Raw genomic sequence first — 12134 nt, 5'->3', positions numbered from 1 at the left:
ATCAAGCGGCAGGTGCCTTCGCCTCCTTGAGCAACTGCTGGATCATCTGCTCCTGCGTTTCGTAGCGACCTTCGCCGAAGTGGCTGTAACGCACCTGCCCCCTGGCGTCGATCAGGTAATGCGCCGGCCAGTATTGATTGTCGAAGTTGCGCCAGATCGCATAGTTGTTATCGATGGCCACCGGGTAGGTAATGCCAAGTTTTTTCACCTGATCTTTAACGTTGTCGATGATTCGCTCATAGCCGTATTCCGGGGTGTGCACGCCGATCACTACGAGCCCGTCCTTTTCGTATTTCTGCGCCCAGTCTTTGACGTACGGCAAGGTGTGCTGACAGTTGATGCAGTCGTAGGTCCAGAAATCCACCAGCACCACTTTGCCGCGCAAGGAATCGGCGTTCAGCTCAGGCGAGTTGAGCCATTGCACCGCGCCGGAGAGTGAGGGCATCGCCCCTTGGCCCTGCTCCATCGGCGAGTCCGCGCGGACTTTGCTGACGACGTAATCGAGCACTTTCGGCACGTTTTCCAACAGGCTTTTTTCGACACGCGCCACGCCTGCGGATGACGTGTTGGCCAGCAAGGTTTTATCGGTGCCCGTGGCAATCACGGCGGCAGTGGCGAGCACCGCCACACCGGCCCCACGGCGCAGCCAACCGGTGACAGGGATCGACGGTTTCAAGCGGTTGACCAAGCGGCGCCCGGTGAAAATCAGCGTGCCCAGCGACAATGCACTGCCGGCGCCGTAGGCCAACAGCAACAGGCTGGTCTGCGCATTGGCACCTTGCAACATGGCCCCGCTGAGAATCACCCCGAGAATCGGACCGGCACACGGCGCCCACAGCAACCCCGTGGCCACGCCGAGCATGATCGAGCCCATCGGTCCGGCCTTCTTGCGCGCGCCCGGATCGAGGCGATTGCCGAGCATCACGAAGGGCCGCGTCAGCCAGTCGCCAATCCGCGCCGACATCAGCGACAGAGCGAACACACTCATCACGATCAGTGCGACGTAACGTCCGCTGTTGCTGGCCTGAACCACCCACTCGCTGCTGACCACGGCGAGGCTCGCAATCAAGGCAAAGGTCAGGGCCATGCCGCCGAGGGTCAACAAAATCGCCGCGCGGCTGCGTTGGGTACCGGCAAACAGAAACGGCACCACCGGCAGGATGCAGGGGCTGAGTACGGTCAGCAGACCGCCGAGGAATGCGATGAGGTACATAGTGAATCACCTTGGTTCAATGACTGTGATGAGGTGTTCAAACGCTCTGGGTTTCCAGCCAGTGGCTCTGCGGCGTACGGCTGGCGCCGTTCTCGGCAAACATCTGGCCTTGGGGCGTGCGGCTGGAGCCGTCCGCCGCAATCAGACCATCGCTGCCCTGCCTGGCCACCGGGGTCAGTTGCAAGCAGGTGCCGCTGTGGCAGCTATGCTGTTCAACCGCAGCGTTGGCATGGGCGCCGACGCCGGCCAGGGAGAACGCGATGGCGGTGAAAAAGCGCGAGAGGTTGTTCATGGTGTTGTTCCTTCTATAAAGAGTTGGCCTGGTTGCCGTTGAAGACTCAGTTGTCGTTGTGGCAGCCGTCGGCAAATTTGCTGTAATCGAGCACGCGGGTCTGGCCGGTCGAATCGAGATAAGTCATGCGCGCCTGGACAATGCCGCACGTCACCGAGTTGTCCTGTTTCAGCGAGATCACCTTCTGGATATCCAGGTGGGTGCCGTAGGTGTAGGTTTGCGGGGTGACATCGGCTTCGGCGCGGGCCGACAGCGTGCAGATGTTCAGGGCGGCAAACAGGCAGGCGGCGATTACGGATTTGTTGCTCATGGCGTATTCCTCAAGGCTTCAGTGGGTTTGAGCCGAGGCGATCGGTGAGGGCCTCGATGGAGCCTATTTGAGGCCCGCCAGGTATCGCGTCTGTGTCAGGAAAAGCCGTGTTTCCATCGCTGTGTATCCCGGCCAGCAGTGGATACACAGCGATACAAAACCCTGAAATAACCGCGTTTTTGCGTGCTCATGTATCCGTTGTCACGGCAGATACACTGCAATACAAAGGCAGGCAGGCGAGCCGCAGCAGGCTCGATAGACTGCTCGGCATTCCCCTTTGATAGAGGCTCGAACCCGATGGACCATGTCGATCACATTCTCATCGTCGACGACGACCGCGAGATCCGCGAACTGGTTGGCAACTACCTGAAGAAAAACGGCCTGCGCACCACGGTGGTCGCCGATGGCCGGCAGATGCGCAGCTTTCTTGAAGCCAACACCGTCGACCTGATCGTGCTCGACATCATGATGCCCGGCGACGATGGCCTGCAGTTATGCCGTGAACTGCGCGTGGGCAAACAAAAGGCCACGCCAGTGTTGATGCTGACCGCGCGCAACGATGAAACCGACCGCATCATCGGCCTGGAAATGGGCGCCGACGATTACCTGACCAAACCCTTCGCCGCCCGCGAATTGCTCGCGCGGATCAACGCCGTGCTGCGTCGCACGCGCATGCTGCCGCCGAATCTGGTGGTCACCGAAGCCGGTCGACTGCTCGCCTTCGGCCGTTGGCAGCTGGACACTTCGGCCCGTCACCTGCTGGACAAGGACGGCACCATGGTCGCCCTCAGCGGCGCCGAATACCGTTTGCTGCGGGTGTTTCTCGATCACCCGCAACGGGTGCTCAGTCGCGATCAACTGCTCAACCTGACCCAAGGCCGTGACGCGGATCTGTTCGACCGTTCCATCGATTTGCTGGTCAGCCGTTTGCGTCAGCGTCTGCTCGATGATGCGCGCGAGCCGGCCTACATCAAGACCGTGCGCAGCGAAGGTTACGTGTTCTCGCTGCCGGTCGAGATCCTCGGTGCCCCGGCATGAGCATCAATCTGCACTGGCCGCGCACCCTCGCCTCGCGCCTGTCGCTGATTTTCCTGATCGGCCTGCTGCTCGCCCAGGCGCTGTCGTTCGGCGCGCAGTATTACGAGCGTTACCAAAGTGCGAAAAACACCATGCTCGGCAATCTGGAAACCGACGTCTCGACGGCGATTGCAATCCTCGATCGCCTGCCCGCCGAAGAGCGCCCCGACTGGCTCACGCGTCTGGCACGAGCCAATTACGGCTACCTGTTGAGCGAAGGCGAGCCGGGCACGCCGATCGAGGCCGGTGATGTGCCGGTGGCTGTCACTTCGATCACGGAAGCCATCGGTGAACGCTATCCGCTGACCTTCACCGATATTCCCGGGCCGAAGAAACACTTTCAAGGCCATTTGCGCCTGAGCGACGGCAGCCCGGTGACCATCGACGTGCGCCCCGCCATGGCCCCGTTGTTGCCCTGGTTGCCGGTGGTCTTGCTCGGCCAACTGGCGCTGATGCTCGCCTGCACCTGGCTGGCGGTGCGCATTGCGGTCCGCCCCCTGACCCGGCTGGCCAACGCCGTGGAAACCCTTGACCCCAACGCCCACCCGATCAACCTCGACGAAAGCGGCCCCACCGAAGTGGTCTACGCCGCGCGAGCATTCAACGCGATGCAGGCGCGCATCGCGGCCTACCTCAAAGAGCGCATGCAACTGCTGGCGGCGATTTCCCATGACCTGCAAACGCCGATCACGCGGATGAAACTGCGCGCCGAGTTCATGGACGACTCCGCCGAGAAAGACAAACTGTGGAATGACCTCAGCGAGATGGAGCATCTGGTGCGCGAAGGCGTGGCTTATGCCCGCAGCATCCATGGCTCGACCGAGGAAAGCCGCCGCACCAACATGGATTCCTTCCTCGAAAGCCTGGTATTCGACTATCAGGACATGGGCAAGCAGGTGAACCTGGTCGGCAAGAGCGCGGCGGTCATCGACACTCGGCCCCATGCCTTGCGCCGGGTTCTGGTGAACCTGACCGACAACGCGCTGAAATTCGCCGGCGCCGCCGAAGTGTGGGTCGAAGCCAACAAGGGCAGCCTGGCGATCACCGTGATGGATCGAGGGCCGGGCATCGCTGAATCCGAACTGGCGCAAGTGCTGCAACCGTTCTACCGCGTGGAAAACTCGCGTAATCGCGATACCGGCGGCACCGGACTGGGGCTGGCTATCGCCCAGCAACTGGCCATGGCGTTGGGCGGCTCACTGACTTTGAGCAACCGCGAGGGTGGCGGGTTGTGTGCGGAACTGAAACTCCCCCTACATCCCCTGTAGGAGCTGCGGGACGCTGCGATCTTTTGATCTTGAAGATCAGGATCAAAAGATCGCAGCCTCGTTTCACTCGACAGCTCCTACCGGGGTTTGTAGCGGATCAAGAAATGCCGATCACGCTGTCCTCATGCATCTGCTGCAACAACGCCAGACCACTGTCGATGAACGAATGGCTGGCGGGCTGCCCCGCCTCCTGTGCCAGACCTTGCAACTGTTCGCGCCCCGTCAACGACGCAAACTCGGTGATGCGCTGCAGCAAGCGCCAGGCCAGCGGGCTCAGTTCGGAAAACCTCACACTCCAGTCTGCCGTGCGCCGCACCAGCAAAAACGTCGGTTGCCCCGGTGGCGTGGCGGGCTGATTATCCGGATCGAGTTCATGCACCGGCCACACATACGCCAGAGGCCAGGCCAACGCCGAGATTTGCAGCGGCCGTGCCAGCAACAGCGCCGGATCCGTCGACGGCAGCGCTTGAGCATCCGATTGCTGCAAGACCATCTCGACCCATTCGTAATGCGCCAGCTCCAGCAAAAACGCCGGCCACTCGCCCTCGCGCAACACCTGCGGTTGCGCAGCGAGATAGTCGAGAAACGTTTCGGCTATCTCTGCAAACTTTGGGGTCTGCGCCCGCCAGTCGCGCAAGAAACCTCGCACCAGCAGGCCCCAGCGTTGTTCCCCAATGATGCGGATCAACACCGGAAACGTGCCGCGCAATAATTGCGAAACGTTGTTGAACACCAGATCGCGATAGACGTTGACCCGCGCCACGTTCATGTCGGCCGGTGGCGATTGATGTTCGGGATCGCGCAAATACCGGGTCAGCGCCCGTTGTTGCTGTAGCAGGTTATCCACGATGGCGCCCCGCCGCTTGCAAGTGGCGAATGGTCTGCAACTCGGCGACCAGTTCGGAAAATGCCGGGAAGTTGAAATCCCGCTCCAATAAAGTGGGTTGCGCACCGAACCGCGCGTAGGCCTCGGCCAGCAATGCCCAGACCGCCGGCTTCACCGAGGCACCATGGGTGTCAATTTTCAGCGTATCGGACTCATCGAAATGCCCGGCCACATGCATGCCGACCACCCGGCCCGGCTCGATGCCGGCAAGAAAGATTTGCGGATCGAATCCGTGATTGATCGCGTTGACGTAGACATTGTTGACGTCCAGCAGCAAGTCGCAATCGGCCTCGCGCAGCACGGCGTTGGTGAAGGTCACTTCGTCCATGTCCTGACGCGGCGCGGCGTAGTAAGAGACATTTTCCACGGCCAGACGCCTGCCGAGAATGTCCTGAGCCTGACGGATTCGCGCGGCGACGTGGTACACCGCTTCTTCGGCGAACGGCAATGGCAGCAAGTCATACAGATGACCGTCATCACTGCAATAACTCAGGTGCTCGCTGTACAGCGGCACGTTGTAATGGTCGAGAAACACCCGGACCTCCTGCAAGAACCCGACATCCAGCGGCGCCGGTCCGCCGAGTGACAGCGACAAACCGTGACAGGACAACGGGTAGCGCTCGGCCAGTTCACGCAACGCCGCGCCATGGGCGCCGCCGACGCCGATCCAGTTTTCCGGAGCGACTTCGAGAAAGTCGAAATCGCCGCTGCGCGCAACTTGCAGGTCTTTGAGCAGGCCTCGGCGCAGGCCGAGGCCGACGCTGGGTGGCAGTGATGAGGGCGACGTATGCATGGGATGTATCTCAGCAGTGGATTTTCCACATTTGAGCCGCCGGATGTATTGGGTTTGTGTGCAGATGACTGAGCATTTGCAGCCCTGTGTGTCCCCCCATCACGGCGATACACAGTGATACAGAGTTATTGCCGCTCCCACAGGTTTTTCACTGTCCACAAATCCAGCATCACGCCCGGACCGGGGCTAGACTTCTTCATTACCCAGTCGAGGGGGACGCAGGACGTCAGCGGTGCCCTGCCCATACCCGTGACCACCGCCCGGTGGCGCACGCCTCGACCATCGACGCCGCCGGACCGTGATCCTGTTTCAGGAGCACACATAATGGATGAGGCGAAGCTCAACGAATTCATGGGCAAACTGGTCAACGATATGGGCGGCGCGGCGATGCTGGCCAATGTCATCGTCGGCGAAGAACTCGGTTTGTACCGGGCCATGGCCGACAGTCAACCAATCAGCGCCGATGCCCTCGCCGCCAAAACCACCTGCAACCCGCGTCTGGTGCGCGAATGGCTCAGCGCTCACGCCGCGTCCGGCTACATGGAGCACCACGACGGCCAGTTTCGTTTACCGGAAGAACAAGCGCTGGCGTTGGCCGTCGAAGACTCACCGGTCTACGTCGCTGGCGGACTCGGGGTGGTGGCGTCGTTTTTTCATGACAAGGACAAACTGGTCAAAGCCATGCGCGGCAATGGCGCCCTGCCATGGGGCGATCATCATCCGTGCATGTTCACCGGCACGGAGCGGTTCTTCCGGCCCGGTTATAAAGGCCACCTGATCGCCGAATGGCTGCCGGCACTGGACGGTGTGGTGGCCAAGCTTGAACAAGGCGCGAAAGTCGCCGACATCGGCTGCGGTCACGGCGCCTCGACGGTGATCATGGCCCAGGCGTTCCCCAACTCGCGCTTCGTCGGCTACGACTATCACGCGCCCTCGGTCACCGTCGCTAGCCAACGCGCCGAGGAAGCTGGGGTCAGCAGCCGCGCGAAGTTCTTCCAGGGCTCGGCGAAGAGCTACCCCGGCAATGATTACGACCTGATCTGCTATTTCGACTGCCTGCATGACATGGGCGACCCGGTCGGCGCCGCGCGCCACGCCTATGACTCGCTGAAAGACGACGGCACGGTGTTGCTGGTCGAGCCGTTTGCCAATGACACGCTGGACGACAACATCAACCCGGTCGGACGGCTGTTTTACGCCGCCTCGACGTTTATCTGCACGCCCAATTCGCTGTCGCAGGAAGTCGGCCTCGGCCTGGGCGCGCAGGCCGGGGAAATGCGTCTGCGCAAAGTGTTTGCCGAAGCCGGCTTCAAGCACTTCCGCCGGGCCACGCAGACACCGTTCAACCTGATTCTGGAGGCGCGCAAGTAAGCCACGCGGGTCGCGTGCTAACCTGCTGGCACTGCCCACTTCGGAGCGCTGACCATGCTCGACAGCCCGACCCGCGAACACCTCGATACCCTGCAAGAGGTGATGGCTGATGGCGACTTCATCGTATTGACCGGGGCCGGCATCAGCACACCGTCGGGCATTCCGGATTACCGCGACAGCGACGGTGTACGCCGTGGCCGACGACCGATGATGTACCAGGAATTCCTCGCCGCCCCCGAGTCGCGCCGCCGCTATTGGGCGCGGGCCATGCTCGGTTGGCCGAGGGTGCGTCAGGCACAGCCCAATGCTGCGCACGAAGCGTTGGCCGGTTTGCAGCGCCATGGGCTGATCAGCGCCTTGATTACCCAGAACGTCGACACCCTGCACGATCAGGCCGGCAGTCACGATGTGATCGAACTGCACGGCAGCCTGCACCGGGTGTTGTGCCTGGACTGCGGTCAGCGCAGCGAGCGCGACGCGATTCAACAACTGATGGAGTTGCATAATCCGTATCTGGCCGGGGTCGACGCGGTGCAGGCACCGGATGGCGACACCCTGCTCGACCCGGCGTTCGAGGCGCGCTTTCAGGTGCCGCACTGTCCGCATTGCTTTGGCGAACGGATGAAACCGGACGTGGTGTTTTTCGGCGAAAACGTTGCGCAGCCTACGGCGGCACGGGCGATGGCGGCGGCAGAAAATGCGGCGGGGATGTTGGTGGTGGGGTCTTCGTTGATGGCTTACTCGGCGTTTCGCCTGTGCCGGGTGATTGCCGAACGCGGAAAACCGCTGATGGCGATCAATCTCGGCAAGACCCGTGCGGATGATTTGCTGGATTTGAAGATTGAAGCGTCGTGTGAACAGCTTTTGCCTTTATTGGTACGGCAGTTGATTCGGTGAGTTGCTGCACTCTGCGCTCGACTCAGGATCCAAGCCCCTCACCCTAGCCCTCTCCCAAGGGAGAGGGAACTGACCGAGTTGTCAGGCCTGAATACGGCGACCTGAAAATGCTGAGTCGAGCCCACAAGCTGAAGAACCCCCGATCATCTCCCTTCGCCCTAGCCCTAGCCCAAGGGAGAGGGGACTGACCGAATTGTTGACAAGCACACATCGACCTGAAAATTTCGAGTCGAACTCAGGATTTGAGAAATCCCCAATTGGCTCCCTTTCCCCCTCGCCCCCCTGGGGGAGAGGGTTGGGGTTGATCTGGCTTAATGATTCTGGACACCCCTGAAGGGCGTAATCTACGCCCAACGACGAGGTGTAATTTTGACTAGACGGTACTTTTCGACAGATTTCAAACGGGACGCGGCTTGCTTGGTACTGGATAAAGATTATTCAGTAAGTGAGGCCTGCGAAGCGATGGGGGTGGGCCCGACCGCTCTGCGCCGCTGGGTTGAGCAGTTGCGCCAGGAGCGCAACGGCAAGACGCCCGAAAGATCCAAGGCCATGACACCCGATCAACAACGCATTCAGGAACTGGAAGCAAAAATCCGACGGATTGAGCGTGAGAAAGAAATCTTAAAAAAGGCTACAGCTCTCTTGATGTCGGATTCCCTCGATCGATAAGGCTGGTCGAGGAGTTAAGCGAGCAATATCCAAGAACCGAGTTGTGTGGTGTGTTTGGAATCAACCGCAGCAGTTTTTACGACCGGTTGAAACAGGGCACAAAAGTTGATGTTGAACGCGATCGCCTCAAGATCAAGGCTGTTGAACTGCATCAGCAAAGTCGCGGTTCGATGGGCGCGCGAGGCCTGTCAGAGGCGTTGCGTAACGAAAAGGAGTCTGTAGGTCGCTACATGGCTCGTAGCCTGATGCGCGAAATTGGATTAAAGAGCCAGCAACGGCGCAGGCATCGTTACAAACCCAGCGGCGCGGAGGCTCAATACGCCCCTAACCATTTGGAGCGTAAATTCAACGTCGAGGCGCCCAATCAAGTGTGGTGTGGCGACGTGACTTACATCTGGGCGGGTACTTACTGGGTTTATCTGGCTGCGGTACTTGATCTGCATGCCCGACGCATCGTCGGCTGGGCGATGTCCCGAAGCCCGGATTCAGCACTAACCTGTCAAGCCTTGAAGGTGGCTTTCGAGTCGCGAGGACGGCCTGAAAACTTAATGTTCCATTCGGATCAGGGCTGTCATTACAGCAGCAAAATGTTCCGTGAAACGTTGTCGGACATGCGGATAAAACAAAGCATGAGTCGACGGGGAAACTGCTGGGATAACGCTCCGATGGAACGTTTCTTTGGCAGTTTGAAATCTGAATGGATACCCAAGGCCGGCTACCGAAACGAAGACGAAGCCAGTACCGATGTGTTGCGCTACCTGACCCACTATTACAATCGGATCAGGCTGCACAGCCACAACGGTTATAGGACTCCGGTAGCCATGGAGGCCCTGGCGGCATGAGAAATGAACAAAACCCTATAACTGTGTCCAGTATCGTTTGACCAGATCAGGTGAGGGGGTAGATCTCACAGCCGCCCCAGATCTTCAGCCTTGAGAATATCGAACAACGCCTGCGCCGCTGCCGACAGTTCATTGCCCGGCTCGGTCAGCACGCCGATGGCTCGCTCCACCGAATCATCCAGCGTCAGGCAATGGCCACCCAACTCCTGCATCTGCTCGGCGCACAACGCCGGGACGGCGCTGACACCCAGCCCACTGGCGACCATCCGCCCGACTGTTGCCAATTGATGGCTTTCAAACTCCACCGGCAACTTCATGCCCCGCGCCTGCAAGTGTTCTTCGAGCATCACCCGCACCGTTGATGGCCGCTGCAAGGTGATGAACGACTCCTGCAATAACGTCTGCCAATCGATCTCGCTGCGCTGCGCCAACGGCGAATCCTTCGACACCACCGCGACGAAGCGATCCCTGTACAGCGGCGTAAACGTCATCGACGTGTTTTGCATCGGCTCGAACGCCACCCCCAGTTCAACCTGACGGTCACGGACCATTTCCAGCACTTGCTCGTTGATCACGTCATTGACGGTGACATTGACGTTCGGATAGCGCGCACGAAACGTCTTGAGGATCGGCGGCAGCAGGTTGCCGGCAAACGACGGCATCGCCGCCAGCGTTACCCGCCCGCGCTGCAAGCTGAAGCGTTGACGCATTTCGTCTTCGGCGTTGTCCCAGTCGGCAATTAGCCGTCGCGCCAGCGGCAGCAGCGATTCGCCTTCCGCAGTCATCGCGACGTTGCGCGTGTTGCGGCTGAACAGGCGCCCGCCCAGGCCCTCTTCCAGCGCTTTGATGGTCAGGCTCAACGCCGATTGCGACAGGTGCAGACGCTCGCAGGCCACGGCGAAACTCAGGCTCTGGGCCACAGCGAGGAAGGCGCGAATCTGTTTGATGGTCATACTCAAGCCTCAGGAACGATCCAGCGTTAAGCCGCAAGCCATAACGCAACTATTGAGTTTTATCTATCAATCAACCTTAAAAATCAACTTAACAAATATATCCACCGGCGCGACACTCCAGTCATTCGGCTAGCCAGCCGCCCGCAAATAATAAAAGAGGTGCATATGGCAGGTTTCGACAAGCGCGTGAGTTCCTACGAGGAAGCCCTGGCCGGGCTTGAAGACGGCATGACCGTTATCGCCGGCGGCTTCGGTCTGTGCGGCATTCCGGAAAACCTGATCGCCGAGATCAAGCGCAAAGGCACCCGCGACCTCACCGTCGTCTCCAACAACTGCGGCGTCGACGGTTTCGGCCTCGGCGTGCTGCTCACCGATCGTCAGATCAGCAAAGTCATCGCCTCCTACGTCGGCGAAAACAAGCTGTTCGAAGAGCAACTGCTCAAGGGCGACATCGAAGTCATCCTGACCCCGCAAGGCACCCTCGCCGAGAAAATGCGCGCAGGCGGCGCCGGCATTCCGGCCTTCTTCACCGCCACCGGCGTCGGCACCCCCGTCGCCGAAGGCAAGGAAGTGCGCGAGTTCAAGGGTCGCAAGTACCTGATGGAAGAATCCATCACCGGCGACTTCGCCATCGTCAAAGGCTGGAAAGCCGACCACTTCGGCAATGTCATCTACCGTCACACCGCGCAGAACTTCAACCCACTGGCCGCCACCGCCGGCAAAATCACCGTGGTTGAAGTCGAAGAAATCGTCGAACCCGGCGAACTCGATCCCTCGCAGATCCACACCCCGGGCATCTACGTCGATCGGGTCATTTGCGGCACGTTCGAAAAACGCATCGAACAGCGCACCATCCGCAAATAATTCAGGCTGACGGAGAATAAAAACATGGCACTTACCCGCGAACAAATGGCTCAGCGCGTCGCCCGCGAAATGCAGGACGGCTTTTATGTGAACCTCGGCATCGGCATTCCGACCCTGGTCGCCAACTACATTCCCGACGGCATGGAAGTCATGCTGCAATCGGAAAACGGCCTGCTCGGCATGGGCCCGTTTCCGACCGAAGACACCATCGATGCCGACATGATCAACGCCGGCAAACAGACCGTGACCGCACGCATCGGCGCGTCGATTTTCAACTCCGCGGAATCCTTTGCGATGATTCGCGGTGGCCATGTCGACCTGACCGTGCTTGGCGCGTTCGAAGTCGACGTCGAAGGCAACATCGCCTCGTGGATGATCCCCGGCAAACTGGTCAAGGGCATGGGCGGCGCGATGGATCTGGTGGCCGGCGCCGACAACATCATCGTGATCATGACCCACGCATCGAAGGACGGTGAGTCCAAGCTGCTGTCCAAATGCAGCCTGCCGCTGACTGGCGCCGGCTGCATCAAGCGCGTGCTGACCGACCTCGCCTACCTGGAAATCGAAAATGGCGCTTTTGTCCTCAAGGAACGCGCACCTGGCGTCAGCGTCGAGGAAATCGTCGCCAAAACCGCTGGTAAACTGATCGTCCCGGATCACGTACCGGAAATGCAGTTCGCTGCCCAGTGAGGAATTCGA

Annotated in this window: 13 protein-coding genes; 7 read left to right on the top strand and 6 right to left on the bottom strand. The window is 60.1% G+C overall.

What is annotated here, in order from left to right; translation table 11 throughout:
- Position 1 precedes the first annotated feature (1 nt).
- From P3G59_RS11565 to P3G59_RS11555, 3 genes are read right to left on the bottom strand one after another with little or no spacing between them, the layout of a single operon-like run.
- The gene (locus P3G59_RS11565) at positions 2–1213 is read right to left on the bottom strand and encodes a cytochrome c biogenesis protein DipZ (RefSeq protein ID WP_277761633.1); all 1212 of its coding nucleotides are present in this window, start codon (positions 1211–1213) and stop codon (positions 2–4) included.
- A gap of 37 nt (positions 1214–1250) precedes the next feature.
- Positions 1251–1505, bottom strand: a complete 255-nt coding sequence (locus P3G59_RS11560; RefSeq protein WP_277761632.1) for a hypothetical protein — start codon at positions 1503–1505, stop codon at positions 1251–1253.
- A gap of 46 nt (positions 1506–1551) precedes the next feature.
- A complete protein-coding gene (locus tag P3G59_RS11555; RefSeq protein ID WP_277761631.1) occupies positions 1552–1815 on the bottom strand; it encodes a DUF2790 domain-containing protein in 264 nt (87 codons plus the stop codon).
- 297 nt (positions 1816–2112) lie between these two features.
- Between P3G59_RS11555 and P3G59_RS11550 the strand changes: the two genes are divergently transcribed.
- A complete protein-coding gene (locus P3G59_RS11550) occupies positions 2113–2853 on the top strand; it encodes a response regulator (RefSeq protein WP_277761630.1) in 741 nt (246 codons plus the stop codon).
- Positions 2850–4160 carry an ATP-binding protein gene (locus P3G59_RS11545; protein WP_277761629.1) on the top strand — a complete coding sequence of 437 codons (1311 nt, stop codon included), beginning with the start codon at positions 2850–2852 and terminating at the stop codon, positions 4158–4160. Before P3G59_RS11550 ends, P3G59_RS11545 begins: the two co-directional genes overlap by 4 nt.
- 97 nt (positions 4161–4257) lie before the next feature.
- Here the strand turns inward: P3G59_RS11545 and P3G59_RS11540 are convergent, their stop codons facing one another.
- On the bottom strand, positions 4258–5007 hold the full coding sequence (locus P3G59_RS11540) for a putative DNA-binding domain-containing protein (RefSeq protein WP_277761628.1): 750 nt from the start codon (positions 5005–5007) through the stop codon (positions 4258–4260).
- The gene (locus P3G59_RS11535; protein WP_277761627.1) at positions 5000–5839 is read right to left on the bottom strand and encodes a DUF692 domain-containing protein; all 840 of its coding nucleotides are present in this window, start codon (positions 5837–5839) and stop codon (positions 5000–5002) included. The genes P3G59_RS11540 and P3G59_RS11535 overlap by 8 nt, the downstream gene beginning before the upstream one ends.
- Before the next feature lie 324 nt (positions 5840–6163).
- Here P3G59_RS11535 and P3G59_RS11530 point away from each other — a divergent pair, with 324 nt between their 5' ends.
- The 3 genes from P3G59_RS11530 to P3G59_RS11520 all read left to right on the top strand — a co-directional run bounded on the left by P3G59_RS11530 (position 6164) and on the right by P3G59_RS11520 (position 9618).
- Positions 6164–7210, top strand: a complete 1047-nt coding sequence (locus tag P3G59_RS11530; protein ID WP_277761626.1) for a class I SAM-dependent methyltransferase — start codon at positions 6164–6166, stop codon at positions 7208–7210.
- Positions 7211–7264: 54 nt separating this feature from the next.
- On the top strand, positions 7265–8107 hold the full coding sequence (locus P3G59_RS11525; protein ID WP_277761625.1) for an NAD-dependent protein deacetylase: 843 nt from the start codon (positions 7265–7267) through the stop codon (positions 8105–8107).
- Positions 8108–8476: 369 nt separating this feature from the next.
- Positions 8477–9618 (top strand): IS3 family transposase gene (locus P3G59_RS11520; RefSeq protein WP_277758129.1). Its coding sequence is split into 2 segments (ribosomal slippage): positions 8477–8726 and positions 8726–9618, totalling 1143 coding nucleotides; the frame shifts between segments, so codons are not numbered across the junction.
- Between the two features lie 65 nt (positions 9619–9683).
- Here the strand turns inward: P3G59_RS11520 and P3G59_RS11515 are convergent.
- Complete coding sequence (locus P3G59_RS11515; protein WP_277761624.1) at positions 9684–10571, bottom strand: LysR family transcriptional regulator; 888 nt, start codon at positions 10569–10571, stop codon at positions 9684–9686.
- A gap of 165 nt (positions 10572–10736) precedes the next feature.
- Here P3G59_RS11515 and P3G59_RS11510 point away from each other — a divergent pair, with 165 nt between their 5' ends.
- Positions 10737–11435 (top strand): CoA transferase subunit A, encoded by a 699-nt coding sequence (locus P3G59_RS11510; RefSeq protein ID WP_016983257.1) that lies wholly within the window; start codon positions 10737–10739, stop codon positions 11433–11435.
- Between the two features lie 24 nt (positions 11436–11459).
- Positions 11460–12125 carry a CoA transferase subunit B gene (locus P3G59_RS11505; protein WP_116031285.1) on the top strand — a complete coding sequence of 222 codons (666 nt, stop codon included), beginning with the start codon at positions 11460–11462 and terminating at the stop codon, positions 12123–12125.
- The last annotated feature ends 9 nt before the right edge of the window (positions 12126–12134 follow it).

Origin of the sequence: Pseudomonas sp. A34-9 (genome assembly GCF_029543085.1) — a bacterium.
Classification (GTDB): domain Bacteria; phylum Pseudomonadota; class Gammaproteobacteria; order Pseudomonadales; family Pseudomonadaceae; genus Aquipseudomonas.
Note: the sequence above shows the minus strand (reverse complement) of the source record. Positions and strands in the feature narration are given on the sequence as shown.